This window comes from Corynebacterium tapiri (assembly GCF_006334925.1).
In the GTDB taxonomy this organism is placed as follows: Bacteria; Actinomycetota; Actinomycetes; order Mycobacteriales; family Mycobacteriaceae; genus Corynebacterium; species Corynebacterium tapiri.
This window is the reverse complement of sequence record NZ_VDHJ01000003.1, coordinates 294,261-319,706: the sequence shown is the minus strand read 5'-3', so window position 1 is coordinate 319,706 and position 25,446 is coordinate 294,261. Positions and strand designations below refer to the sequence as shown.

General features: G+C 60.9%; 18 protein-coding genes. 4 read left to right on the top strand and 14 right to left on the bottom strand.

From position 1 onward, the window contains the following. From FHE74_RS03610 to FHE74_RS03600, 3 genes are all read right to left on the bottom strand, one after another. On the bottom strand, positions 1–1,045 hold a 1,045-nt coding region (locus tag FHE74_RS03610), incomplete at its 3' end, for a hypothetical protein (protein WP_139465124.1). Beyond that, complete coding sequence (locus tag FHE74_RS03605) at positions 1,042–1,596, bottom strand: DUF3558 family protein (RefSeq protein ID WP_139465123.1); 555 nt, start codon at positions 1,594–1,596, stop codon at positions 1,042–1,044. The genes FHE74_RS03605 and FHE74_RS03610, both read right to left, overlap by 4 nt. Positions 1,597–1,714: 118 nt before the next feature. Continuing rightward, positions 1,715–2,986, bottom strand: a complete 1,272-nt coding sequence (locus FHE74_RS03600; protein ID WP_139465122.1) for an amino acid permease — start codon at positions 2,984–2,986, stop codon at positions 1,715–1,717. A gap of 198 nt (positions 2,987–3,184) precedes the next feature. On the opposite strand from FHE74_RS03600, the gene FHE74_RS03595 reads away from it, so the two are divergent. Next, the gene (locus FHE74_RS03595; RefSeq protein WP_139465121.1) at positions 3,185–5,041 is read left to right on the top strand and encodes a choice-of-anchor M domain-containing protein; all 1,857 of its coding nucleotides are present in this window, start codon (positions 3,185–3,187) and stop codon (positions 5,039–5,041) included. A gap of 215 nt (positions 5,042–5,256) precedes the next feature. On the opposite strand, the gene FHE74_RS03590 is transcribed toward FHE74_RS03595, so the two are convergent. From FHE74_RS03590 to glnA, 3 genes are all read right to left on the bottom strand, one after another. Further along, a complete protein-coding gene (locus FHE74_RS03590; protein ID WP_246049172.1) occupies positions 5,257–7,836 on the bottom strand; it encodes a DEAD/DEAH box helicase in 2,580 nt (859 codons plus the stop codon). 2 nt (positions 7,837–7,838) lie between these two features. Beyond that, positions 7,839–9,842: a site-specific DNA-methyltransferase gene (locus FHE74_RS03585; RefSeq protein WP_218973313.1), complete on the bottom strand. Its 2,004-nt coding sequence runs from the start codon at positions 9,840–9,842 to the stop codon at positions 7,839–7,841. Between the two features lie 431 nt (positions 9,843–10,273). Beyond that, on the bottom strand, positions 10,274–11,710 hold the full coding sequence (gene glnA / locus FHE74_RS03580) for a type I glutamate--ammonia ligase (RefSeq protein WP_139465118.1): 1,437 nt from the start codon (positions 11,708–11,710) through the stop codon (positions 10,274–10,276). A gap of 165 nt (positions 11,711–11,875) precedes the next feature. Here glnA and FHE74_RS03575 point away from each other — a divergent pair, with 165 nt between their 5' ends. Beyond that, positions 11,876–12,352, top strand: a complete 477-nt coding sequence (locus tag FHE74_RS03575; RefSeq protein ID WP_139465117.1) for an RDD family protein — start codon at positions 11,876–11,878, stop codon at positions 12,350–12,352. Positions 12,353–12,358: 6 nt separating this feature from the next. On the opposite strand, the gene FHE74_RS03570 is transcribed toward FHE74_RS03575, so the two are convergent. After that, the gene (locus FHE74_RS03570) at positions 12,359–13,171 is read right to left on the bottom strand and encodes a DUF4191 domain-containing protein (protein WP_139465116.1); all 813 of its coding nucleotides are present in this window, start codon (positions 13,169–13,171) and stop codon (positions 12,359–12,361) included. Positions 13,172–13,265: 94 nt separating this feature from the next. Between FHE74_RS03570 and FHE74_RS03565 the strand changes: the two genes are divergently transcribed. Continuing rightward, positions 13,266–14,408, top strand: coding sequence for an endonuclease/exonuclease/phosphatase family protein (locus FHE74_RS03565; RefSeq protein ID WP_139465115.1), 1,143 nt, complete (start codon positions 13,266–13,268; stop codon positions 14,406–14,408). Between the two features lie 9 nt (positions 14,409–14,417). Here the strand turns inward: FHE74_RS03565 and lipA are convergent, their stop codons facing one another. The 6 genes from lipA to sucB form a co-directional block, all read right to left on the bottom strand. Beyond that, on the bottom strand, positions 14,418–15,467 hold the full coding sequence (gene lipA / locus FHE74_RS03560; RefSeq protein ID WP_139465114.1) for a lipoyl synthase: 1,050 nt from the start codon (positions 15,465–15,467) through the stop codon (positions 14,418–14,420). Between the two features lie 49 nt (positions 15,468–15,516). Next, positions 15,517–16,308 carry a lipoyl(octanoyl) transferase LipB gene (gene lipB, locus FHE74_RS03555; protein ID WP_139465113.1) on the bottom strand — a complete coding sequence of 264 codons (792 nt, stop codon included), beginning with the start codon at positions 16,306–16,308 and terminating at the stop codon, positions 15,517–15,519. 304 nt (positions 16,309–16,612) lie between these two features. Beyond that, the gene (gcvH, locus tag FHE74_RS03550; RefSeq protein WP_139465112.1) at positions 16,613–17,002 is read right to left on the bottom strand and encodes a glycine cleavage system protein GcvH; all 390 of its coding nucleotides are present in this window, start codon (positions 17,000–17,002) and stop codon (positions 16,613–16,615) included. Positions 17,003–17,059: 57 nt separating this feature from the next. Beyond that, positions 17,060–18,163, bottom strand: coding sequence for a glycine cleavage system aminomethyltransferase GcvT (gcvT, locus tag FHE74_RS03545; protein WP_139465111.1), 1,104 nt, complete (start codon positions 18,161–18,163; stop codon positions 17,060–17,062). A 33-nt stretch (positions 18,164–18,196) separates the two neighbouring features. Beyond that, positions 18,197–21,043, bottom strand: coding sequence for an aminomethyl-transferring glycine dehydrogenase (gene gcvP, locus FHE74_RS03540; RefSeq protein WP_139465110.1), 2,847 nt, complete (start codon positions 21,041–21,043; stop codon positions 18,197–18,199). Between the two features lie 170 nt (positions 21,044–21,213). Next, the gene (gene sucB / locus FHE74_RS03535; protein ID WP_139465109.1) at positions 21,214–23,388 is read right to left on the bottom strand and encodes a 2-oxoglutarate dehydrogenase, E2 component, dihydrolipoamide succinyltransferase; all 2,175 of its coding nucleotides are present in this window, start codon (positions 23,386–23,388) and stop codon (positions 21,214–21,216) included. 133 nt (positions 23,389–23,521) lie between these two features. Here sucB and FHE74_RS03530 point away from each other — a divergent pair, with 133 nt between their 5' ends. Continuing rightward, positions 23,522–23,920 carry an oxidoreductase gene (locus FHE74_RS03530; RefSeq protein ID WP_139465108.1) on the top strand — a complete coding sequence of 133 codons (399 nt, stop codon included), beginning with the start codon at positions 23,522–23,524 and terminating at the stop codon, positions 23,918–23,920. A gap of 13 nt (positions 23,921–23,933) precedes the next feature. Here FHE74_RS03530 and FHE74_RS03525 read toward each other — a convergent pair whose 3' ends face one another. Continuing rightward, positions 23,934–25,442 carry a leucyl aminopeptidase gene (locus FHE74_RS03525; RefSeq protein ID WP_139465107.1) on the bottom strand — a complete coding sequence of 503 codons (1,509 nt, stop codon included), beginning with the start codon at positions 25,440–25,442 and terminating at the stop codon, positions 23,934–23,936. Positions 25,443–25,446 lie beyond the last annotated feature (4 nt).

The window sequence follows — 25,446 nt, the reverse complement described above, 5'->3', positions numbered from 1 at the left end:
CGTGCTTACCGAACTCGCGGGTGGCCGCATTAAAACCGTCTAGCGCGCCGGGATTTGCGTGGTGGTAGTTGAGGACCTGGTCGACAAGACCTTGCGGGGCCGTGATCCCCTTAGCCGAGTAAAGCGAGCCAGTGCTATCCACTCCAGACATCTTGGCTTCCAGGTCCACACCCGGGTTCGCGGTCTCAGGATGAGTGAGGTTAGGAACCCCGGGGAGGAGACCGGTAAGCGAAGCCTGGGTGGCGGTGGCGGCATAACCCAGGAACATTCTTTCCAGGACTTCCGCGGCGGCTTTGCCCTCTGGGCCAGTGGCCTCGAGCGCAAGGATTTGGTTGTAGACGCGCACTGCGAGCTGGTGAAAATCTGAGCGTGTGCTATCCAACGAGGTCAGGCGCTCGTGGAAGTGCTGAGCGTGGCCGGAGATGGTGTTCGCACGATTGGTGGTGGTGGACAGGCGTTGCGACATCGCGTCGGCAGCAGCACCAGAGTTAGCCGATGCGATTGACTGGGAAAGCTGCTCGAGCTCGGAACCGATGTGGCGCGTGGTTTGCTGGATGCTGGCCCACACAGGAAGCGATTCGACTGCCTGGGTGATTCTTCCGGAGACCAGGCTGTTCTTGAACTGCAGAATGCTGGCCGCTGGGACAGTCACAATCGGTTCGGTGTACATCCCGTGGGTTCCGCTGGCCTCCCGGTCACCGAGATTATGGCTAGACGAGGTCCCGGCAGCGCTACCCGTATCGACGCGGTCGAGGACGTGAGCATGGGTGTCATCGTGAGAAGCTACCGCTGCGCTGGTGGCATTCAAGTTCTTGGAGTAAGTCCCGAGTTCCGCTGCCAGGCTACGCATTACTGATTCAGCAGATCCCGGTGCAGTGTTTAGGGACTGGCCGTGGATGTGCCCCATTTGGTCAAAGCCAGAGGCAGGGGAGTAGGCGCGGGAGATGGTTGCTCGTTGTGCATTCTGTAGTTCTTTGCTGGCTCGCAACTCAAGTTTTGCAAGTTCGCGTGAGGCTCCATCCAAGCTAGACAGATCAATTTTCATCGTAAATCTCCTAAGAGCGTAAGAAGTTTCTGGAGGATGGCGTTCGAATTTTCACAGCGTTCTAGATTTTTCTTGGGTGTTGAAAAGTCGAGAATTACGACCTCCAATGCACCGCGGGTGGTGCTAATAAGCGCGCTACACGTCACTGGGTCATCTGGGGAGTAGCTACCAATGCGGACCGGAAAACCGTCGGCATCCACCTTTGATTCGTTCTCTAGGGATGAGAATCGGGATAGATCTTGCCGGCCACCTGAAACCGAAGTCATTGAACCGTCGTCATTGAATTGAGAACAGGTGGAAATCTCGGCAGTCGTTCCGTCGTACTCGAGAGGCGGTTCCAACCCAGCCTCCCGCAACACCTCCTCCGGAATCTCCTCGCAGGGGTTAATCCAGTCGATGGTGTGGTCATGTGGGTCGTAGTCGCCGAAGGGGACGAACTCCCCACTGAGATAGATGCCTTCGGGCTGTTCGGCAGTGTTCGTTTGACCGGGTGCGGTTGAGCACCCAGTCACGCAGAGCAAGGTGAGTAGTGCGGCGAGGAGTCGTCGCATAGAAATACCCCCGACAGTTCAAGTACCTTCAGCCCAATTCTTGGGCCCACGTACTTAGACTGCTCGGGGGCGTAATCGGTTCCCTTGCGGGAGCGCCCATTGTGATGGGCAGCGGGGATTAGATGAAGATTCCCCAGATGGTGGCGATAAGAACGATGGTTCCCATCACGGTCACAAAGATGTTGGTAGGCAGTCCGCGGAAGCGTGCCAGGGCATCGACTCGGTTAACCACGAACATCGGCAGCAGATAGATGATGAAGGCGTAGAAGATGCCGCCGACCAGCGTGATCATGTCCAGGATCGAGGGGTTGAGGATGCCCACGATCGAGGTGCAGATGAAGATGAACAGGTAGGTCAGCAGGTCCAGCTGGCGCGAAGAAATCGACTTAGCTGCCTTTGGGAAAGAAAGGTTGAACAGGTACTGCGTGCCCTCCACGGTTCCCAGAGCGTGGCCGAAGTAACTGGAGGCGATGGCGCAGATAACCACGATCGGCGCCATGTATGCCATGAACGGAGCGCCGGTGACGTTGGCAAAGTAGGACAGCACCGGCAGGTTGTTTTCGTTGGCCTCACGCATGCCGTCGGCACCCATGGCCAGTGCGGAGGACCACACGAAGAACATGGTGAAGACGGTCAGCAAGATAACAGTGTTGCGGATGACCTTGTCAGACTGCTTGTGGTGGTCGCGTCCGTATTGCTCGCCCATGCTGATGACGAACTGCGAGAGCGCAGCCACGAAGGCGAAAGCGAAGACGAGCACCGGCAAGATGAGCACGGTGGAACGAATCACGCCCATGACGCTGTGGTCGCCAGCTTCCATGAAGGATTGGAAGTCCCACTGGGGGATCAGGTAGATCGATACGGCTGCCAGCGCGATGATGAGCGGGTACACCACGATCTGGGCAACGGCCAGCATGATCTTGTGGCCAAATGCGAGAGCAAGCGTCATCAAGCCAACGCACACTGGAGCGAGGATCCAGCGGCTCGGGGCTTGCAGGCCTAGCTGGTTCGTCGCAAAGCTCTCAATCGTGTTGGTGATGGAGACGCCATAGATCAACACCACGGGGAAGATCGTGAACCAATAGATGATCGCCAGGATGATGCCAGCGCGACGGCCGAAGAAATCGGTCAGGACGGCCAGGACGTCTTCGCCGAAGAGGGGGGAGTACGTCATCATCCAGGAGTAGGCCCGGTGGGACAGGTAGGTCATGGGGCCGATCAGGATGGTGGCAATCAGCAAGGGGACAAAGCCGAAGCTACCGGCAGAAATCGGGAGGAAAAGGATGCCGGCGCCCACAGCGGTGCCGAAGAGGGTGATGGTCCACTGCGCATTAAATCCCCTGCTCGGAGCGGGGGATTGAGTGGCGGAGGTCGAGCTAGCGGTAGTCATGGCTAGGCATGGCCTTTCGTCGGTACAAGTTCAGGCGCCAAGTCTATAGCGATGTGACGTGGGACTCATAATTAATTGTTTGCGGATTATGTCTCCAGTTTCCTATGATGCTCCTTCGGTTTTAGTTGATAATGGATACCATTACCGACTAATCTCCTGAGATAGTCCACCTATCCCATCTCATCGCAGTAGGAACCAGTGATAACTCAATCCCGCGCTGCCGAATCGCATAGAGTTCGGTCGAATTTCTTCATCGCGTTTCTGACCACGCTCGCCCTCATGATTGCGGGAGCCGTCGCGCCGGCCCACGTCGCCCATGCGGACGAGCTAAAGCAATATGAGGGTCGCGACCTCTTGTTCAAAAATCACGTTGATGCCGCCCATGTTTATGAAGAGGGCAGCGACCTCAAAGTTGGCGTGATCGAGGGTGAAAAGACTCTTCGTAAGGCTGAAGACGTTATTGTTCGCCTCGGGCCTGACGCGACCTCGAGCGGTGAAGAAATGTCCCGTATTGTCGTCCCGGACAAGCAGGAGTACAGCTTTCTTGGTAAGCCGGGCGACGTTTTGTGGCATGCGACGCAGAGGCTGCACTGGTATTGGCCCTCGGTGTGGCCTGGAATTGGTGCCGGAGACATTTCCGAAGCTTTTCAGGCAGATTCGCTGGAACTGCACTCGGCGGGTATTGATGGGCCGGGCGACGTAGAGGTCTACTTCGCTGAGTACAACAGTGAGCCTCGGCGCGTATTCAGCTCCACTGACCCCAATTTCCAGTCGAAGAAGATGAAGCCTCGGGAGCACGGCCACTTCAACTGGGCCTTCACCGAGCCCGGTCGTTACACCTTTAAGTACTACGTCACTGCCAAGCGTGCGGACGGCTCCGAGTACAAGTCGGACGAATACCACATTGAGTGGTTCGTAGGCACCGACAAGCAGGTTGATCTTCCTGAGGGCAGCTGGCAGCCACTGAACGAGATCCAGAAGTTCGTTGCTCCGCTCGATGGCTACACAGACGAGCAGGGCAATCCGATCGCTAAGGATTCCTCTGAGACCAGCGAGTCCACCCCGCCGAGCAAGCCTTCGGAAAAGCCCTCCAAGCCGGCAGAGCCATCAGAACCGGAAGAGCCTTCGGAGCCCAGCGAGCCGGCTGCCCCCAATGGGGAAGAAAAGTTGATCCTGGATGAAGGTCACACCGACATCTTCAGCGTCTCCGCTTCCCAGGGTGGTAATCCGGTGCTCGAGCTGTCCGAAGACGTCACCGGTTCTCACGTCAAGCACAAGCCGGAGGATGTGGAACTCCACATCAAGAGCGACGCTTTAACCACCATCCCGGACAAATTCCCCGGTGCCGGACAGGCCTACTTCCTTTCTGAAACACAAAAAGAAGGACTCATCTGGCCGGGCTGGGACACCCAGGGAATCCGCGGTAGCGGCCTGGACAATCAAATCGACCTGCGCTTCACCAACGTCGAGGGGCCGGGAACAATCAACCTCTGGAGCACTAAGGGCTTCGGCGAGGTGGCTTCGCTTCTCGACGGCGATGCAACCGAGCTAACCAGCGGCGCCGTTCTGAATCAGAAGATGCCGTCGCACACTCACGCCAACTGGGCATTCAGCGAGCCGGGCGTTTACCGTCTGACGGTACAGGCTGCCGGCACCCGCAATGGCCAGGAAGTTCTGAGCGAGCCAGCCGTGTACACCTTCACCGTTGGCGATGAGTTCCGTGGCACTGAACAGGGCGGTGGCGACGCTTCTGAGGCTCCGTCTGAAGAGCCCAGCGAGCCGGCTCCGCAGCCGAGTAAGCCTGCCAAGCCGCAGCCTGCTCCGGACGCGCCGATTGCTAAGCACAAGCCGCACAAGCAGCCTTCCCTTCCGGGCAAGGGCAATGGCGCCAACTCGGTGCTGCCGAGCTTCGGATCCTCCCAGGGGGCCAACGGTTCGCTTCTTGACCAGCTCAACCACAGCGTTCCGCTGATGATTGCTGCAGCCTCTGCAGTGTCGGTCGCCATCGGATTCGGCCTGTACCACATTGGCCTGAACAAGGGTTGGTTTAAGTAATCAAAATCCCTCAAACGGACTAGTGGCCCGCACCGATTAGGTGCGGGCCAATTTCGTATGCAAGCGCCGAATATCATCGCCTATTGGCGGCGTCTGCAAACCTAGATCAGCCGGCTCTAACCCACTTCCTTAGAGAAACTGGCGTCAAGAATTTTCAGAGAGGCGAACGCGGTAGCAGCGGCCAGCGGAAACGCTCGGTTAGCCTCCACACGCGATCAGTACTCCATTACTTCCTTTGAAGCCCTGGAGCGCAAAGCGCTGAAGCTGTTGACCGCTTTGATGTCGGACTCAAAGGCTAGGACGTAGCCCCACTTTTGACCCTCGAATTCCTGATAATTAATCAGCTTACGAAGAAGCTGGTTCGCGGCATCCATCTTCTTCTCGACGATCTTGTCATCCTTCTTGTCGTCGCCCTTGCCCTCGATGATCCAGTAGGTGCCTTGGGTGTCGAGCACCACGAAATCCGGCACGTAGTCGCTCATCGGGGTGTAGGCAATAGATGCCCTGTCGCTGCGATAGATGCGCGTCCACCACTTCACCTCATCGTCGAAGTTGAGTAGATCGGCCAGCATGTACTCAGCTGAGAAGCTGTCGAACTTGGCTGCGTTGAACAAGCCCCTTTCCCAGGTGCCGTAGAAGCGGTTTTCCACGAAACCAGCAGCCTTCTTCGTCGATGCTTCGCGGGTGTCCAGAAGGTCGTGAATCTTCATGCCGTCGGGGAGCGGGTACTTAGTGGTGACTGGAATCTCGACGGGGTGGATAACAGTCTCGGTAAACGTGTTGGAGGCAGCGGCCTGGCGGGCTTTCAGCTTCACCAGTTTAGTGATCTCAGCTGCGGCAGATGTCTTAGAGGCTTCAGTCCAGGAGTTGATGTTTGCGGATGCCATGAGAACGGGAATAATCCGCTTGTTGAGCTGACGAATATTCTCTTCGTTGAGCTGAATGGTTCCAGTGTTAGCGACTGCATTGAGCAGGGCTTTGCGCACCTGGGTTTCCGACTGAGTAAAGCTCGCAACACTCGACCTCGTTTGTCGAGCCGCTTTGAGGCTCTGTCCGTCATCACCGGTGACAATCGCCTCGCGCTCAAGTTTGACCAGCTGATCGGTGACCTTCTTCGCAGCCTCTACGATCTCTGTTCCTTCAATCTGATCCAGCGCGAAGGGCTTCACTGTCCTGGTCATGGTGGACGACGGGAACATGAACGTCTCACCAGCAAACTCGGCATTCACCTCGATGTATACCGGCTCGTAATGCGGTGCTACATCTTCGATCTCGTCATCGTCCTTTACAGGCCTCACTTCCAGCGGAGAATTGGTAGTGCCAGTCTTGAACACATCGACGTCATCTCGAGGAGTAGGCGCAATGCCCGAGCTGGTGACTGATTCGGGGGAGTTGGTGCCAGGGGAATCAAACGTGATGTCGTTATCCGCGGTAGAAACCCTGTCCGGGTCGACGAAGGCAATCCCGGTTTCGGCCTCATTTTCTTCCTCAATACCGAACTCGCGGAGGACGTTCTCAGACTTCAGCAGCGTGACGAATGACTTGTGAGAGAGGATGTCCAGCTCGTCCACGGCCTTAACCCCGGTGCGCTTGCCGAACGGCAACCTCAAACCTCGGCCCATGATCTGCTGGGTGAGCACCTCAGACCCCATGGCGCGAAGCGTAGACATGACGGCGATGCGCTTTGTATCCCAGCCTTCGCGGAGCTTATTCACCGAAACGATGACGCGAACAGGGGAGTGCGGGGTGTCAAGATAACGCAGGAAGTTCAGAGTCGTCTCGTCGTTATGCTGGTTATCCACCTGCAAGACCTGCGGTTCTGGCTCGTTGCCAGGGCGGAAGTGGGTATTGCGGAGATACTCAGCCGTTTCAGTCGCGTGGTTGACGTCCTGGCAGACCACAAACAGAAGTGGCTTGGTCCGCGGGGCTTCAGGGTGTGCTTCGCGATATTTCGCGTATGCCTCTTCCTTGACCTTCAGCAGGCTGTAAGCGTCGTGTAGCTGGCGCTCTTGGCCCATGTCTTTCTCGTTATATCCAGACTTGCGGTAAACCAGAACAGGGCGCTTCACAAAGCCGTCGTTGAGCGCTCTCCAAAGGGGATAGCTGTGGATGACATTGTCGTTCTTGTCCGGTGAAGCGGTTAGGCCAATAGTCGCAGCAGGCTTCAAGCCTGTAAGCGATTTTCGGAAGGTCTTAGCGGAGGTGCCGAAGAGGTGAGCCTCGTCCACGATGACCACCAGGTCGTCGAAACTTTGAATCTTCTCAGCCAGCACACCAGACGATTCCTGGAAGCGGTGGAACTTGCGACGCTGGGCTTCCATGCCGGTTGCTTCGTTCTTGCCGCCCTCCTTCGGTGGGAAGAGCTGCTGGACATTGAAAACGTAGACCGTCGAGGCCTCCTGTCCTGCAAAGAGGTGCTTGCTGCTGTCCTCCATACGAAGGTGTGCAACGTCCTCAGGGGTGATTAGTTGCGGCGCAACGTCGAAACCGCCCACATAGCGGTGGCTGCCCTGAGAGAGGTCCATGATGGTCTTGTCCTGAACCACCCTGTTGGGAGTGACCACCATGACGTTCGGATGGCCCTGGCGGCGCAGGTATTCGATAAGGCCAGCCATGATGTAGGTCTTACCGGCGCCGGTAGCCAGTGCGAGCGTAAGCGGCTCGAGCGGGTTGAAGTTGCCCTCTTCAAGGTTTTCGACAACGGTACGAAGCGCCTCAGCGTTGGGCTTTCTGAGGTCGAATTTGGCCTCAATCTCGGCGAGAAGGTTGTCATCAACGGTGACGTTTAGTGGCATGATCAGTTGGCCTCCTCGTCGAAGTTGCCTGCGTAGGGGAAGATGTCGAGCGGAATGTGCATCACTCGAGAGCCGTTCTTAAACGAGCGAACGTGATCGCGCACTCCTTGGTTCACGATGGTCGCTGCAAAGAGGACTGAGTGCCCCTCATCGACCTTGCCCATCAACTCATCGACCTTGTCAGTGTCGAGTTCTCCCTCCACCACGGCGAGGAACTGCCTACCGGCCACGCCATTGAAGTTGCGGTTGTCGGGAGTGAGCGAGAAACCCAGGTTCGCTGCAACGCTACGAACAAGAACCGCACCGGTAGCTTCGTGGGTAAGCGAGGTAAGACCGGTCTCCGGGTCGAAGTTGAAGCAGTTCGGGGAAAGCTTGGCGACGGTGAAACCACCGCCACCGAGATAGTTGATGATGTCTTTGCCTTTTGCGGTCTTGACTAGGGACTTCAGAGCCTTGATTCCCTTATCAGTCTTAAGGGCGTCATTCTCCTTGACCGCCTTATTAATGAGGCTGGTCAGTTGTTGTGCTTCCTCCGGGGTAATTCCCTCCGGCAAGCCGTCCTCAGTTGCGTCGATGCGCTCGCCCTTAGTGACGGTGATGCCACCTTGATCTTCACCGTTGACGACCTTCCCAAGACGCGCCTTTGTGAAGCGGTTGAAAGTATCCTCCACCAACTCGCAGGTAACCCAGCGACGACCCATCTTCTGCGCAACGGCAGCAGTGGTTCCAGAACCAGCAAAAACGTCTAGGACGACGTCGCAAGGGTCGGTGGCAATGTGGATGATGCGCTCGAGCAGGCGCTCAGGCTTAGGGGTAGTGAAAGTGGCGCCGGTGCCAAACATCGCGCGATTCTCACCCTTGGCAGACCGATTGTGTCCTACTTCGGCGTTTGGCCACCACGTCCGGGCTGGCTGTCCATAGGCAGGACGACGAACCTTCCGGCCAAAAGAGCGCTCTTTAATAAAAAATTCTGGCCAGTCGCCAGCATGTAACCGTTCGTAAGCGCGAGCTACTGAAGCCTGGCGATGTGTGGGATCCAATATGAGATCAGGGACCTCGGAGCGGAGCTTGTCTGGTGCAATCCCGGTCTTTTCATATCTCAGCTCAAGATCGGGTGCAGCCTCTACGTAATCACCATATTCCAGTAGCGACTTTAATAAGCGTTCCTTGCCGAACGTCCACATCCTCCCCCTGACTGGGTAAAGGAGCTCCCCAGTTAGCGGATGCTCAATCGCATGAACTGAGGGGTGTTGAACTTGGCCAGACATGTTACCGGGCGCGGTGTAGTCGCCGTTACGCCACGGTCCTGTTACATCATCATCGGGGTTCTTATAAGGCGCATCGTCCTTTGGGGTGCGTGGCATGCGGTTCATGGAAACAACCGATTCCTTACCGTAAACCAAAATGACGTCATGGTCCGAGGAGATTCCGACAATATCGTTTCGCGGAGAATCAGCTTTTTCCCAGACAACTTCAGCTTGGAAGTTCTCCGACCCGAAGACTTCATCTAACAGTAGCCGCATCCGGTGACTCTCAACATCATCCAGATGGACCCAGATCAAACCGTCCTCGCTAAGCAAATCCCGCAGGTGAACAAGTCGATCTCGCATCATGGTCAACCAGATCGAGTGCTCTAGATTGTCCTCGTAATTAGCGAAAGTCTGCGAGGTGTTAAACGGGGGATCTATATAGACCAGCTTCACCTTGCCGAGGTACTTTTCTCGCAGTTCAGGAACCCTGGTCAGTGCCTCCAGAACGTCACCGGACTCGCCCAAGATCAACAGGTTGTCGTCCTGCGGCTCAAGGTCAGCCTTCTCGGAGTAAGTCTGTCCTTCGACTTTCTCAGCCCTGATCCCTTCGACCTTTTCAAGGGTCTCAAGGAAGTGAGTCTCACAGTAGCGTGGGTCCTTCGGATCAACCCAGGTGTAACCGTACTTTCCGGTTTCAGTGGGGATGAGTGCCTTGTCCTTGTTGAACCAAGTGAGCTCTAGTTTCTGTTGTGACACGAAAATATTCCTAAATCGCAGCTAGTCGACTTTTGATCGTCCTCACAAGTCTAGTCGAGGCCGCTAACGGTCACGAGAAAACTAAGGATTGACCGCGAAACTGGAAACAAGCACCCCGGCGAAGAAGTTCCTAGTGGCCTACCGCCCTTTCTGGTGGGATATTGAATCGGTGCCACAACTCCTGGCTGGCATCCCGTTACCGTATTCCTTTGCTTGGAGGTCAACCTGATCGAACTCCAGCGCAGACTGTCTGAAGTAGATCTTGCTGAGATTAACCAGGCTCCTGAGATGGTCATCAAGTTTGGGGACGAAAAATGGGTCGAAAAAATATCTCCGAAAAAGACTTCACCCCGCCCGGAACAACCAGCGTTCCAGGCGGGGTGTTGTCGGCAATCTAGGCCGGCAAGGGAAGCGTCGTCAAGCGCCGAACCCTAGCAATCGAAATACATCTCGAACTCGAGCGGCGTCGGGCGCAGGCGAGTCGGCATGATTTCGTTGTCGACCTTGTAGTTGATGTAGGTCTCGATCAGGTCTTCGGTGAAGACGTCGCCTTCCAGGAGGAACTCGTGGTCGTCGCGAAGCGCCTCAATCGCGGCCTCCAGGGAGGTCGGAGCCTGCGGGATGGACGCGGCCTCCTCCGGCGGGAGCTCGTAGAGGTCCTTGTCCACCGGGGCGTGGGGCTCGATGCGGTTCTTGATGCCGTCGATACCTGCCATGAGCATGGCAGCCAGACCCAGGTAGGGGTTGCCCGAGGGGTCCGGCGCGCGGAACTCCAGGCGCTTGGCCTTGGGGTTGTTGCCAGTGATCGGGATGCGGATGGCAGCCGATCGGTTGCGCTGGGAGTACACCAGGTTGATCGGAGCCTCGAAGCCCGGAACCAGACGGTGGTAGGAGTTCAGCGTCGGGTTGGTAAACGCCAGCACAGCCGGAGCGTGGTGGAGCAGGCCGCCGATGTAGTAGCGGGCGGTGTCAGACAGCCCGCCGTAACCGGACTCGTCGTAGAAGAGCGGCTTGCCGTCCTTCCACAGGGACTGGTGAGCGTGCATGCCGGAGCCGTTGTCGCCAGCAAGGGGCTTGGGCATGAAGGTGGCGGCCTTGCCGTACTCGGCGGCGGTGTTCTTCACGATGTACTTGAAGGTCTGCAGATCGTCAGCCGCGCGGAGCAGGGTGTCAAAGCGGTAGTTGATCTCGTTCTGGCCACCGGTGCCCACCTCGTGGTGGAAGCGCTCGACGTCGAAGCCAGCGCCCTGCAGGCGCTTGACGATCGCGTCGCGCACCTCCTGAGTCTTATCCACCGGGGTGTTGGGGAAGTAGCCACCCTTGACGCGAGTCTTGAAGCCGGTGTTCGGGGTGCCGTCCAGGTTGGTTTCGTTGCCGCGGTTCCACCAGCCCTCGTTGGAGTCGACGTGGTAGAAGGACTCGTTGGTCTCGGCGGCGTAGGAGACCTTGTCAAAGAGGTAGAACTCGGCCTCCATGCCAAAGCTGGCGCTGTCTGCGATGCCGGAGGAGGCGAGGTACTCCTCGGCCTTCTTGGCCACGTTGCGCGGATCGCGGCTAAACGGCTCGTAGGTGAACGGGTCGTTGACAAAGAACTGCATGTTCAGCGTCTTGACCTCACGGAACGGATCCACGTAGGCGCTGGCCGGATCCGGCAGCAGCGTCATGTCGGACTCGTCGATGGTGGTGAAGCCGCGGATGGAAGAGCCGTCGAAAGCCAGGCCCTCCTCGGCGCTTTCTTCGGTGAACTCGCTGGCCGGGAGCGTGAAGTGGTGCTCCATGCCCGGAACGTCGGTGAAACGGATGTCGAGGAACTCGATGCCCTCGTCCTTAATGAACTTCACCACGTCTTGGTTCGTCTCGAATGCCACGGGGTGTCTCCTAAGGTCTTTCGAAAGGGTGCTGGCTCGGCGCGCGACCAGGGGAGGCGGGCCGGTTGCTCATCAGTATAACCAATTTCTATAGCGTGAACGATAAAGCGGTGGGCATTTACGCTATTTCACCCCCGATAGGCCACGGCGATACTCTTAAGCACCATGGCGCAACCCAATCGTAGCTGGCTTGATGGCCCGGAGATCCCCGCTGAAAATGACGGCCCCGACAACATCAGTCGCTGGCCCGGAGAAAACCTCGGCCTGCCGCAGTCCGGCCCGCGCTCCATGGCCTCGGTGGGGCGCCGCGCGATCGCCGTCTTCATCGATTGGTTCATCTGCCAGTTCATCGCGGGAGCTATTCACAGCTTCACCTCGTCGCTCGGCGACACGATGACCCTCACCCTCATTCTTTGGGTGATTCTGGGAATTATCGGCGGCTGGCTCTTCGCCCGCACGCCCGGCATGGCACTGCTGGGAATGGGAGTGGCGCGTATCGACGTCCCCGGCGCCCGCGTGGGGCTCTGGCGCTCGGTGGTGCGCACCCTGCTGACGATGTTTGTATTCCCGGCAGCGATGGTGGATGCCGACGGCCGTGGCATGCACGACCGCGGCACCGGGACCGCAGTAATTCGCGGTTAAAGCGTTTTACTTTCCGCGGCGCTCGGCAGCGCGGCGCATACGACGGTTCATGCCCGCCATGCTCTGCGCCTGACCCGGCAGCGGACCCTTGGGCAGGCCCTGCGGCTGGCCGGCACGAGAAGAATCGATCGCCTCGAGCTTGGCGTTGAGCGAGTAGACCTCGTCCTTTTTGTAGTTTCGCGGGAGCTTGAGCATGTGGCGCTGCAGCTTCTTCAGCGGCACCTCGCCCTTCTCCTCGTCTTCGCCGACAAAGACCTCGTAGACCGGGACGCCGCCCAGAACCTTGTCCACGCGCTTAGCCTGTTGAGTCATCAGTGGGCGCAGGCGGTTGCGGTTGCCCTCGCCGACCAAGACCACACCCGGGTTACCCACCACGCGGTGAACCACGTCCAGCTGCTTGGTGCCGGCCACACCGGTCTGGGTGATCCAGGCGATGCCCATGGTGTTGCGCATGTTCTCCAGCGCCCAGCCGGCCGCACCCTTCTGATCCGAGACCTGGTCATACATCGATGCCTCCAGACGCTTGGTAAACACCAGCATCGAGAGGACAACGCCCAGCAGGATGCCCAAAACGAGCATGAACCACTGGCCGTTCCACAACAGACCGACGAGGAAGAACAGCAGTGCCGTACCCACGATGGTCAGCAGCATGAGCGGGACGAGCTTGCTGTCCCGCTTGCGCAGCATGTTGAATGCCTGCCACATTTGCTTGAACGTCTGACCGCGCTGCGCTCGCTTAGCGGCGCGGGCCTCCTTCTTGGCCGACTTCTCCACCGCCTGAGAGGCGGGAGTGGACCCCTTCTTCGCGTTTTTCGCCATGCCCACAACTGTAGGGGACATGTCCTTGGTAAACAGAATGGGTCCCCAGCACACAACACTGCGCGGGCTCGGGAGCTGACCTACTTTAAGGGGCATGTCCTCACTTATCGCCCCCGGATTGGCCTCGCTGCTCGCTCTGTCCTCCCTCCAGCCCGCTGACATGGATCAGACCACCTTTGCCACCTACAACACCAGTCTGAATCGTCCCAGCGCCGGCCAGTTGATTACAGACCTCTCCACGCCTGACGACGCCCAGGCGCAAGCCATCGCCACAGTCATCCAACACACCCGGCCTGACGTGATCGTGCTCAACGAGTTCGACTACGACGCAGGAGGAGAGGCCGTGGCGAACTTCCAGCGCAACTACCTGGAGAAATCGCAGGCAGGGCACGAGCCGATCCACTACGAGTACACCTTCATCGCGCCGGTGAACACAGGAGTGGATTCCGGCCTTGATCTGGACGGCAACGGCAAGCTGGGCGATCCCGGAGATGCGTGGGGCTTTGGCACGCATCCTGGTCAGTACGGCATGGTCATCCTGTCCACCAAGCCGATCGATACGACAAGCGCGCGCACCTTCCAGAACCTCACCTGGAACTCCATGCCCAACAACCGCCTGCCCTACGAGTTCTACGGGGAGAACGCGGACAAACTGCGCTTGTCCTCGAAGTCGCATTGGGATGTGCCGGTCACGGTTGATGGCCGCACCGTGCACTTGCTGGTCTCGCACCCCACGCCGCCCTCGTTCGATGGTCCGGAGAAGCGCAACAAGCTGCGCAATGCCGACGAGATCCGCCTGACCGCCGACTACATTGCCGGGGGAGAGCGCGCCGACTGGATCGTGGACGACAACGGCCAGCGCGGTGGGCTGGCTCCGGGAAGCGACTTCGTTGTTTTTGGCGACCAGAACTCTGACCCCAACGACGGCGACAACTCCGGGGACACCGGCATCAATCAGATTCTCAACTTGCCGCAGGTTCACGACCCGCAGCCCACCAGCTCCGGCGCTCAGGCCGCGGGCAACACGGGCCACGTCACCGACCCGGCCCTGGACACAGCAGACTTCCCGGAGCCTTCCCCGGGGAACCTGCGTGTGGACTACGTGTTGCCGTCGACAAGCCTCAACGTGGTGGATACCGGCGTGTTCTGGCCCGCCGAGGGGGAGCCGCTGGCGGAGTTGATGACCGCAGAAAAAACCAGCGACCATCACCTCGTGTGGGCGACGATCACTGGTTAGAACCCGGGCCTAGCGGCGGAAGGCGCCGACCGGGTGCTCCTTAGACGGGCCGTACTTGGTCAGCAGGGTGGAGGCCTCCTGGGCGGTATCTCCCTGGGAGGTCTCGGCCAGGTGCTTGAGGTTCTCCGGCAGCTCGCGGCCGCGGGCCTGCATTGCCTCGACGTACAGGCGGCCGGCGCGGTAGGACGAGCGCACCAGCGGGCCCGACATGACAGCGCCGAAGCCCATCTCCTTAGCGGCATCGCGGTACTCGATGAACTCCTCGGGCTTTACCCACCGATCGATCGGGTGGTAGTTCGGGCCCGGGCGCAGGTACTGGGTGATCGTGATGATGTCCGTGCCCGCATCCCGCAGCTCCTGCAGCGCCTCGAGCACCTCCTCGCGGGTCTCACCCATGCCCAGAATAAGGTTGGACTTGGTGATCAGACCGTAGTTTTGCGCCTGGTTAATCACATCGAGGGAGCGCTCGTAGCGGAAGGCCGGACGGATGCGACGGAAGATGCGCGGCACCGTCTCCAGATTGTGCGCGAACACCTCCGGCTCGGCCTCGAAAACCTCCTGGAGCAGGTCAGGCTTGCCGGAGAAGTCCGGGGTGAGGTTCTCCACGCCGGTGTGCGGGTTCAGCTCGTGCACCTTGCGCACGACCTCGGCGTAGAGCCATGCGCCCTCGTCGTCCAGATCATCGCGGGTCACACCGGTGATGGTGGCGTAGTTGAGGTTCATCTCGCCGATGTTCTCAGCCACGCGGCGTGGCTCATCGCGATCCAACGGGGTGGGGCGACCGGACTTAATGTCGCAGAAGTCGCAGCGGCGCGAACAGGTATCGCCACCGATGAGGAAGGTCGCCTCGCGCGACTCCCAGCACTCGTGAATATTGGGGCAGCCGGCCTCCTGGCACACGGTGTGCAGGCCAGCGCCCTTCACGCGCTTCTTCATGTCCTCGTATTCGGGACCAGTCTTGACCGCGTTGCGGATCCACCGCGGCTTCGACTCGATGGGGGTCTGCGCGTTGCGCTTTTCGACGCGCAGTAGCTTGCGTCCTTCAGGTGCGACAGTCACCGTTTCACCCTAACTAACTCGACGTTCGTGCTCAGTAATCAGGTACAACCTAGTTGCTGTTCTTTTTCTTCCGGCCTAACCCCTTTGTGGGGTCCGGCGCAGAGCCAAACGTGTGGTCGGCGACGGTCATGCGGCCGGAGAGGACATCGTCCAGCGCGGTGAGCAAGGGGGCTGCGGCATCCTCGACGGTGACGTCCTTGCCCAGCTCCAGGCTCAGCGTGGTCACGTCGGCATCATCGATGCCGCAGGCCACGATGTGCTCGTAGAAGTCCAGCGTGTTCGTGCAGTTCAGGCTGAGGCCATGCATGGTCACCCCGCGCGTAATCCGAATGCCCAGCGCAGCGATCTTGCGATCACGCGTGCTGGCCGATGGGTCAGCTGCCTTCCGCGTAGACGGCACCCACACCCCCGAGCGGCCATCAATGCGCCCTGCCTCATCCACGCCGAGCTGACGGACGACGTGGATAACGGCCTCTTCCAGTCGACGCACGTAATCCACCACGTCTACCGGTTCGGCGAGCTTGATGATCGGGTAGATCACCAGCTGGCCCTCGCCGTGCCAGGTGATGCGCCCACCGCGGTCGACATCCACGACCGGCAAGCCGTTGGTCGGGCGATCCTCCGGCTGGGTGCGCTTTCCCGCCGTGTACACGTTCGGGTGCTCCAGCACGAGGATCGTGTCCCCGATCTCGTTGGCTGCGCGCTGTTTGGCTAACTCCGCCTGGAGGTGCCAGGTTTCCTCATAATCGACGCGGCCGAGGTGGCGGATATCTAGCGGCGTCTCGGCGTCAGCGCGAATGGGTTTGTCTGCGGGGAAGAAGGGGTCGCGGGGAGCAGTCATAATGCTTTTCGACTCTACTCGCGGTGGCTCGAGGCGGCTTGGGGCGGCTCGGGGTGGCAACTTTGTAGGACGCCCGCAGTCGAAACAGCCCGCGCCCGTCCGGCAAAGTTGCCAGAGACGGCGCTCAGGGGTGCGTGGCGGCTCGCGTCACCCCAATCTGGCAACTTTGCAGTGCGCCCATGGCCGAAAACGCGGCTGCCCGCACGACATTGTTGCCAGAAACCACCGTCAGAAAAGCCGAAAACCCCCGCCGCGGCGGGGGTTGGAGGGCACCTGCGTGCCAGGTGCCGCAGGAGACTGCGGCTTAGACGCCGTTAGCCTCGGCGTACTCGTCGGCGGTCATCAGCGGACCAACCTCGGTGACCTCGACCTCGAAGAGCCAGCCCTCGCCGAAGGGATCCTCGTTGATCACGGCGTAGTCGTCGTCCAGCGCCTCGTTCACGGCGGTAACCGTGCCGGAGACCGGGGCGTAGAGGTCGGAAACCGACTTGGTGGACTCGACCTCACCGCAGGTCTCGGAGTGGGTCAGGGTATCGCCCACGCTCGGGAGCTCGGCGAAAACGACCTCGCCGAGGCGGTCAGCGGCGACGGAGGTGATGCCTACGCGCACGGTGGAGCCAGCAGCGTCCTCAGCGGTGGCGTTGATCCACTCGTGGTCCTCGGAGTAGGAGAAGTCCTGGGGCAGGTTTGCCATGGTGATCGTGACCTTTCTGAATTGTGGGGTGAACGTGATGCGATTGTAGGCAGTGAACTACTTCGCGCGCTTGTAAAACGGGCGCTCGCAAATAGTGAAGGGGTAGCGCTTTCCGCGAATATCCACCTCAACCTCGGTGCCGACGGCGGTGTGATCTACATCCACCAGGGCAAGGGCGATGGGGTGGCCCAGCGTGGGAGAAGGCTGGCCGGAGGTAACGGTGCCGATCTTCTTATCGCCTACGAACACCTCGGAACCAGCGCGAGCGGCACGACGCTGCTCGGACGTGAGCCCCACGATGGCCCCGCTGCGCTCGCGGTTGATAAGGGCGTGCTTGCCGACGAAGTCCGCTTCCTTCTTGGCAAATGCCCGGCCCATGTCGGCCTCAACTGGCGTGATGTCGCGGGAGAGCTCGTTGCCGTACAGCGGCATGGCAGCCTCCAGTCGCAGGGAGTCGCGTGCCGCCAAACCACACACGGTGGCCTCGAACTCGGCAGCGGCCTCGACCACGGTGTCCCACAGCGCCGGGGCCTCGGTAGCCGGCAGGAAGAGCTCGAAGCCGTCCTCGCCGGTGTACCCAGTACGTGCCAGCAGAATGTCGTGGCCGGCCAGGGTGAGGGGAACGCAGCGGTAGTACTTCAGCTCGCGAATGGCATCTGCATCCGACTCGTCCGCGATCTTGAGGAGCACCTCCTCGGCGCGGGGGCCCTGTACCGCGATGAGTGCGGTGTCGTTGGACTCGTTGGCCAGCTCGACGTTCTCGAACTTCTTGGCGCGCTCCGTAAAGGCCTCCCACACCGGGTCGATGTTTGAGGCGTTGGGAACGACCAGGAACTCCTCCTCGCCGAGGCGGTAGGTGATCAGGTCGTCGATGATGCCGCCGTCTTCCTCGGTGATCATCGAGTATTTGGCCTGGCCAATAGCTGCCGAGGACAAGGTGGAGATGAGGGTGTAGTCCAGAAGCGCGGCGGCATCCGGGCCGGTCACGCGGAACTCGCCCATGTGGGAGAGATCGAAGATTCCCACCTTTTCGCGCACGGCACGGTGCTCGTCGAGCTCCTTGCCGTACTTCAGCGGCATGTTCCATGCGCCGAAGGGGGTAAACGAAGCACCGAGCTCCTCGTGCTTGGCGTGCAGCGGAGAGTTACGCAGTTCAGTCATGAAGTCCTCCTTGAAAATGCAGGTGTCGTGGGGCTAGAGCTCGAAAGCTTCTGGGGGCGGGCAGGAGCAGACCAGGTTGCGGTCGCCGTAGGCGTCGTCGATACGCCGCACTGGCGGGAAGTACTTGGCGCGGCGCAGCGCCTGCACAGGCCACGCGGCCTTCTCGCGGCTGAAGGAGTAGTTCCACTCGTCGCTGGACACGCTGTGTGCGGTGTAAGGAGCGTGGTGGATGACGGAGTCCTCGTAGGCCACCGCGCCGTCGATGATCTCCTGGATCTCGGCGCGGATGGTCAGCATCGCCTCGACGAAGCGCTCCAGCTCTCCCAAATCCTCGGACTCGGTGGGCTCGACCATGAGCGTGCCGGCGACCGGGAATGCCAGGGTGGGGGCGTGGAAGCCGAAGTCGACCAGTCGCTTACACACATCGGCCGCGGTGACGCCGGAGGCGTCCGTGAGCGGGCGCAGGTCGATGATGCACTCGTGGCCGACCAGGCCGCTCTTGCCGGTGTAGAGGACCGGGAAAGCGTCATTGAGGCGCTTGGCCAGGTAGTTGGCGCCCAGGATTGCGTGGGCGGTGGCGTTGGCCTGGCCGTCCGCGCCCGTCATCGCCAGGTAAGACCACGGGATTTGCAGCACGCCTGCGGAACCGTAGCGGGTTGCGGTGATCGGCACGCCGCGGCCGACCTCGAGCTCGGTGGACGGATCGGTGCCCAGCGGGTCGCTGGGCAGGTAGTCCACCAGGTGCGCGGCTACGGCCACCGGGCCCACGCCCGGGCCACCGCCGCCGTGCGGGATAGTGAAGGTCTTGTGCAGGTTCAAGTGCGAGACGTCGCCGCCGAACTCGCCCGGCTTTGCTAGCCCGGCCATGGCGTTCATGTTGGCGCCATCGATGTAGACCTGGCCGCCCGCGGCGTGCACCTTGGAGCACACATCGCGCACGGAATCCTCGAAGACGCCGTGCGTGGACGGGTAGGTGATCATGATCGCGGCCAGGCGCTCACCGTGCGTGGCGATCTTCTCATCCAGGTCATTAAGGTCGACCGAGCCGTCCTTGTCGGTGGCCACGACGACCACGCGCAGGTTCGCCAAGACGGCCGAGGCCGCGTTGGTGCCGTGGGCGGAGGCTGGGATCAGGCAGACATCACGCTCGGAGTCACCGTTGGCAACGTGGTAGCGGCGGATCGCCAGCAGACCAGCCAGCTCACCCTGCGATCCCGCGTTGGGCTGGATAGAGACCTTGGCGTAACCGGTCACCTGGGCCAGCCACTCCTCGAGCTGCTCGATGAGCTCGCGCCAGCCAGCCGTGTCGGACTCGGGCGCGTAGGGGTGAATGTTGGCGAAACCGGGCCAGGTAATCGTCTCCAGGCCGGCGGTGGGGTTGAGCTTCATCGTGCACGATCCCAGCGGGATCATGGTGCGATCCAGCGCCAGGTCCTTGTCGCCCAGCATGCGGATGTAGCGCATCATCTGCGTCTCCGAGTGAACGGAGCTGAAGATCGGGTGGCTCAGCGCCGGTTCGTCGCGGCGTAGCCCCTCGGGCAGACGCGAACTCGGTGCAGCCTCTCCGGAGACCTCCGCGGAGAAGAAAGAGGCCAGGCGATTAACGTCTTCCTCAGTGGCGGACTCGCCGAAGCTCACACCCACGGTGTCTGCATCGATGACGCGCAGCAGGTAGCCTGCCTCGCCGGCAGCCTCGACGACCTCGGCAGCGCGGCCCGGAACCTCAACGGCGACGGTGTCGAAGAAATTCTCGTGCTTGACCGTGCCCACGGCATCTGCGAAACGAACAGCCAGCTCGTGGACGCGCTCGGCGATCGTCTTCAGTCCCTCGGGGCCGTGGTAGACGGCGTACATGGAAGCGGCCACGGCAAGAAGCGCCTGGGCGGTACAGATGTTGCTGGTGGCGCGCTCACGGCGAATGTGCTGCTCACGCGTCTGCAGGGCAAGACGATAAGCCGGGCGGCCCTCGGCGTCCTTGGACACGCCCACGATGCGTCCTGGAATCTGGCGCTTGAGCTTTTCCGTCACTGCGATGTAGGCGGCATGCGGGCCTCCGAAAAACAGAGGGACGCCGAATCGCTGGGAGTTACCCACCACGATGTCGGCGCCCAAAGAACCGGGAGACTTCAGCAGCAGCAGAGACAGCGGGTCGCTGGCCACGGCTGCCAGTCCACCGCGGGTGTGGATCTCCTCGATGATCGGGGAAGGATCCACAATGTCGCCCTCGGTACCCGGGTACGCGATGACCACGCCCACGAGATCCTCGCCGACCAGGCCAGAGGTCACATCGGTGATCTCCACCTCGAGCTCAATGGCACGAGCACGCTCGGCGGCGACTGCCAGGACCTGCGGGTGCAGGCGAGAATCCAATACGACCTTGCGGCCCTTCTTGACCGCGCGAGACATCAGGCCCACGGCCTCGGCGACAGCCGAGGCTTCGTCGAGAAGCGAGGCGTTAGCGATGGGCAGGCCCGTTAGCTCCTGGATCATGGTCTGGAAGTTCAGAAGTGCTTCCAGGCGGCCCTGGGAGATCTCCGGCTGGTAGGGGGTGTACGCGGTGTACCAGCCGGCGTCTTCGATCACGCCGCGGCGGATGACCGGGGGAGTGATGGTGTCGGAAAAGCCCTGGCCGTAGAACGACTTCTTGACAACGTTTTTCGCAGCCAGCTCGTGCAGGCGGTGCTGCGCTTCATGCTCACCCAGTGCTGGAGGCAGTTGGGGTGCCGAATCTTGGCGGATTGCGGAAGGCAAGGCGGCGTCGATAAGCGCGTCGAGGGAGTCATACCCCACGACGCTGAGCATCTGCTCCGCTTCGCTTCTGTTCGGTCCAAGGTGTCGGGCGACGTAGTTGCTGCCGTCGCTGACCGGGGTAAGGGCCATGTGGAGCATCCCTCCTGTAGGAATCGTGTGAGATACGTCCTTCAGTATAAAGAGGAAATGCGCGCCTCCACCCGCTCCGGGGTGATTTACATACACAACAACGCCGAGCAGTAAGGAGTGTCACACTCCAAAAAACTGCTCGGCGTTGGGGGCTTATCGACGCCCGTGCGCTACTTCAGCTCGAGGTCTGCCTGGAAGTTGGCGGTCTCCAGACGGTCCTTGATCGTGGTGATGAAGCGACCAGCATCTGCACCGTCGACGATCTGGTGATCGTAGGTGAACGGCAGGTAACACATGTAGCGGATAGCGATGGCGTCCACGCCGTCCTCGGTGACGACCACCGGGCGCTTCTCGATGGCCGCGGTACCCAGGATGCCGGCCTGCGGCGGGGTGAGAATCGGGGTATCCAGCAGCGCGCCCTCGGAACCGATGTTGGTCACCGTGAAGGTGGCACCGCTCAGGTCGTCCGGGCGCAGCTTCTTGTTGCGCGCGCGGTCGGCCAGGTCGACGATCTCCTTGGCGATCTCCGGCAGGGACTTGTCCTGAGCCTTCTTGATCACCGGAACCAGCAGGCCCTGCGGGGTGTCCACGGCGATGCCGATGTTGACGTCCGCGTGGTAGGTCATCTCCTTGGTCTCAGCGTTGTAGGACGCGTTGACGTTCGGGTGGGAGACCAGCGCCTCGGCGGTGGCCTTCACAATGAAGCCGAGGAAGGTCAAGTTGACGCCGTGAGCATCGATGAAAGCCTGCTTGTTGGCCTTGCGCAGATCCCAGATGCGGGACATGTCGACTTCCTGTACGTGGGTGAGCTGCGCGGAGGTCTGCAGGGACTCCACCATCTTGGCGGCGGTGATCTGACGGATGCGGTTGACCTTCTGGGTCGTACCGATCAGCTCAGCCTTGGCCGGATCCACGGACTTGGTGGACCAGTTGGCACGAGCACCGCCGGACTGCTCCTCGGAGGAGCCAGCCTGCTCGGCGCCACCCTCGGCAGCTGCGAGAACATCCTGCTTGCGGATGCGGCCGCCCACGCCAGTGCCCTCGACGGTGTTCAGGTCGACACCGTGCTTGTCAGCGAGCTTGCGTACCAGCGGGGTGACGTAAGGAACGTTGCCACCGGCGTTGACCTTGGACTCCGACTTCTTCGGCTCCTCGGACTTCTCGGTCGTCTCGGTCTTCTCGGCAGGAGCCTCGGCCTTTTCTTCGGAGGCGGTCTCCTCGGAGGAATCCTGCTCCTCAGCAGGCTCCCCCTCGTCGTCAGAGGAGTCGTCGGAGGAGTCCTCGGCCTCGGCGGAGTCGGGGTCGCCGATCTTGACGATCACGGCGCCGACCTCGACGGTGTCGTCTTCCTCGGCGAGGATTTCCAGGATGGTGCCGGCGACCGGGGAGGGGACCTCGGTGTCGACCTTGTCGGTGGAGACCTCGAGAAGGGCGTCGTCAACCTCGACGGTGTCGCCGACTTCCTTCAGCCACTGGGTGATGGTGCCCTCGGTGACGGACTCGCCGAGCTCCGGCATGGTCACGTCGGTAGCGGAGCCGGAAGACTTCTTGGCAGGCTTCTCGGACTTCTTCTCCTCGACCGGCTTGTCGGACTTTGCGTCCTCGACGGTCTCGTTCTCGTCCTGAGTCTCGGACTCGCGGATAGCAGCCTCGGAGGGCACGCCGTCGGCGTCTGCTGCCTCGTCGTCAGAGGACTCGTCGGAGGAGTCCTCGGCCTCGGCGGAGTCGGGGTCGCCGATCTTGACGATCACGGCGCCGACCTCGACGGTGTCGTCTTCCTCGGCGAGGATTTCCAGGATGGTGCCGGCGACCGGGGAAGGAACCTCGGTGTCGACCTTGTCAGTGGAGACCTCGAGAAGGGCGTCGTCGACCTCGACGGTGTCGCCGACTTCCTTCAGCCACTGGGTGATGGTGCCCTCGGTGACGGACTCGCCGAGCTCCGGCATGGTCACGTCAGTAGCGGATCCGGAAGACTTCTTGGCAGGCTTCTCGGACTTCTCCGTCTTCTTCTCTTCCTTGGGCTCCTCGGAAGCCTCGGCCTCTTCAGCCTTCTCGGATTCCTCGGACTTCTCAGCCTCGTCGGAGGAGGAATCGCCTGCGGACTCGCCCTCTTCACCGATGATGGCGATTACAGATCCCACCTCGACGGTGTCATCCTCTTCGGCCTTAATTTCCAGCAGAACGCCGGACTTGGGGGAGGGGACCTCGGTGTCGACCTTGTCGGTGGAGACCTCGAGCAGCGCCTCGTCAGCCTCGACGGTGTCGCCAACTTCCTTCAGCCACTGGGTGATGGTGCCCTCGGTGACGGACTCGCCCAGCTCGGGCATCTCTACGGAGTAGGCCATGTTGTGTAAGACTCCTCGACGAATTGTGAAAAGAGACGATGGTTATTGCGCACTAGCGTACCCGTAATACCCGCTAGGTGTGTGCCATGACCCCCGCATCCGCGGGTGACTTCGGCTGCATACAATTGCACCCGTGTTCAACTGGTTTTCTCGGCGTAAGGCACGCAATTCCCCGCTGCGGCCACCCCGCGCCCCGGGGGATACGATTCGCCCCCACGACGCTCAGGCACTTGCCCAGTGGGTTAAGGAGCGAGAATTCATCGAGGCCTTCGTAGAACCAGAGACCATAGTCAACGAAATGTCCGTGGTACTCGTCGACGCCGATGGAGACTTCACCCGGCGTCCAATCGGCGGGCCAAAGGGCATAGACGCAGTAGCTCATCTGCTGGACGTCCCTGTCTTTGACGTCGAAGAGACCGGTTACCCCGAACGCATGCGCAAGCGCATCGAGCGCGATCGCATTCTGCGCAAGCGTCAAGAACAACGCGAACGCCGCGCCCGATTCGAGCGCGGCGAAAACCCGTTGGCCTAGAGGCTTAAAACCTCTAAGCCTCCACGGCGATATCGCGCAGGCACTGCACGATCGTGCGGACCGGAGCACCGGTTGCGCGCTTGGGGGTGTAACCAAAAGCCGAGCCCTCATTGAAGGACGGCCCAGCCACGTCGATGTGTGCCCACTGGATTCCCTCGCCCACGAAGCGGCTCAGGTAAGCGCCGGCGAAGAGCATGCCGCCATTGCGGGAGTTTGCGTGGTTGCGGATGTCCGCCACCGGGCTCTTGATGTCCTCGTCGTGTTCCTCGAGCAGGGGCATGGCCCAGGCGTTTTCACCCACGAGCTGGCCAGCGCGAGCAACGGAGTCACGGAACTGATCGGATCCCATCACGCCGGCGGTCCGCGCACCCAGGGCGACCAGCTGTGCACCGGTCAGGGTTGCGGTCTCGATGAGGTAGTCGGGCTTGTCCTCGCTTGCACGGGCGATGGCGTCTGCAAGCACTAGACGGCCCTCGGCGTCGGTGTTGATTACCTCAGAGGTGATGCCACCGTAGTGGGTAATCACGTCACCGGGACGGGTCGCAGAACCGGACGGCATGTTCTCTGCCAGCGGGATCGTTGCCGTCACAGCCACGGGGAGGTTCAGGCGAGCGGCCGCGATGGTCGCTCCGACCACAGCGGCAGAGCCACCCATGTCAGAGATCATGTTCTCCATGTGTGCGCCGGGCTTCAGCGAGATTCCGCCGGTATCGAAGGTGATGCCCTTGCCCACCAGCGCCACCGAGGACTTGGCCTTCTTGGGCTTCCACGTCAGGCGCACAACGCGCGGTGCGCGATCGGAACCTTGGCCAACGGCAAGGATGCCGCCAAAGCCCTGCGCCTTGAGCTTGTTCTCGTCCAGGATCTCTACCTTCAGGCCTGCGGCCTCAGCGGCGTCGGCGATGATCTGCGCGTAGCTCTCCGGGTAGAGGTGGGAGGCTGGGGTGTTCACCAGGTCGCGGGCAAAGCACACCTGCTCGGCGGTGATGTGAGCGGAGACGAACTCTTCCTTGTCCTGCTTGGGATCTCCCACCAGGGTGAAGGTGGTGGCAGGGCGATCCTCGGCCGTGCGCTCAGAACGCAGACCACGGTACTCGTAACCGCCGAGGAGAAGACCCTCTACTGTGGCGGCCAGGCCGAAGTCGCCCAGGCTCGTGGCTACCGTTTCCAGGGATCCCAGAGTGCGGGCGGCAACTCCTGCTGCGCGGCGGACCGACTCGTCGTCAAGCTCCTCGGGGGAACCCAGGCCCACTGCGACCACAGCGCTGGCGCCCACACCCTCCGGCGCCGGAACGCGGGTGACAGCACCGAGGCTGCCCTTCGCATCGACAGCACTCAGAGCGGCGAAGATCTTCTTGGTGTCGCCGGAGCTCAGCAGAGAGCTGGCCGGGAGTTCAAGGGTCGCATCCTCACCCTCAAAAACTGCGACGAGGAAAGCATCGACCTGCTTGGGTGCCTTCTTCTCTAGTTCCACCTGCGGGGTGCGCCCGCGTGCCGGAAGACGCGTCTCCAACTTCGGCATCCTT

Bases quoted from the DNA above. Each gene is read 5' to 3' on its own strand.
- gcvT (WP_139465111.1), bottom strand. From the start codon at position 18,163: ATGACTGAACTGCGTAACTCTCCGCTGCACGCCAAGCACGAGGAGCTC.
- FHE74_RS03565 (WP_139465115.1), top strand. From the start codon at position 13,266: ATGTCCTCACTTATCGCCCCCGGATTGGCCTCGCTGCTCGCTCTGTCC.
- FHE74_RS03600 (WP_139465122.1), bottom strand. From the start codon at position 2,986: ATGACTACCGCTAGCTCGACCTCCGCCACTCAATCCCCCGCTCCGAGC.
- FHE74_RS03590 (WP_246049172.1), bottom strand. From the start codon at position 7,836: ATGCCACTAAACGTCACCGTTGATGACAACCTTCTCGCCGAGATTGAG.
- FHE74_RS03570 (WP_139465116.1), bottom strand. From the start codon at position 13,171: ATGGCGAAAAACGCGAAGAAGGGGTCCACTCCCGCCTCTCAGGCGGTG.
- gcvP (WP_139465110.1), bottom strand. From the start codon at position 21,043: ATGGCCCTTACCCCGGTCAGCGACGGCAGCAACTACGTCGCCCGACAC.
- sucB (WP_139465109.1), bottom strand. From the start codon at position 23,388: ATGGCCTACTCCGTAGAGATGCCCGAGCTGGGCGAGTCCGTCACCGAG.
- gcvH (WP_139465112.1), bottom strand. From the start codon at position 17,002: ATGGCAAACCTGCCCCAGGACTTCTCCTACTCCGAGGACCACGAGTGG.
- FHE74_RS03525 (WP_139465107.1), bottom strand. From the start codon at position 25,442: ATGCCGAAGTTGGAGACGCGTCTTCCGGCACGCGGGCGCACCCCGCAG.
- FHE74_RS03575 (WP_139465117.1), top strand. From the start codon at position 11,876: ATGGCGCAACCCAATCGTAGCTGGCTTGATGGCCCGGAGATCCCCGCT.
- lipB (WP_139465113.1), bottom strand. From the start codon at position 16,308: ATGACTGCTCCCCGCGACCCCTTCTTCCCCGCAGACAAACCCATTCGC.
- FHE74_RS03605 (WP_139465123.1), bottom strand. From the start codon at position 1,596: ATGCGACGACTCCTCGCCGCACTACTCACCTTGCTCTGCGTGACTGGG.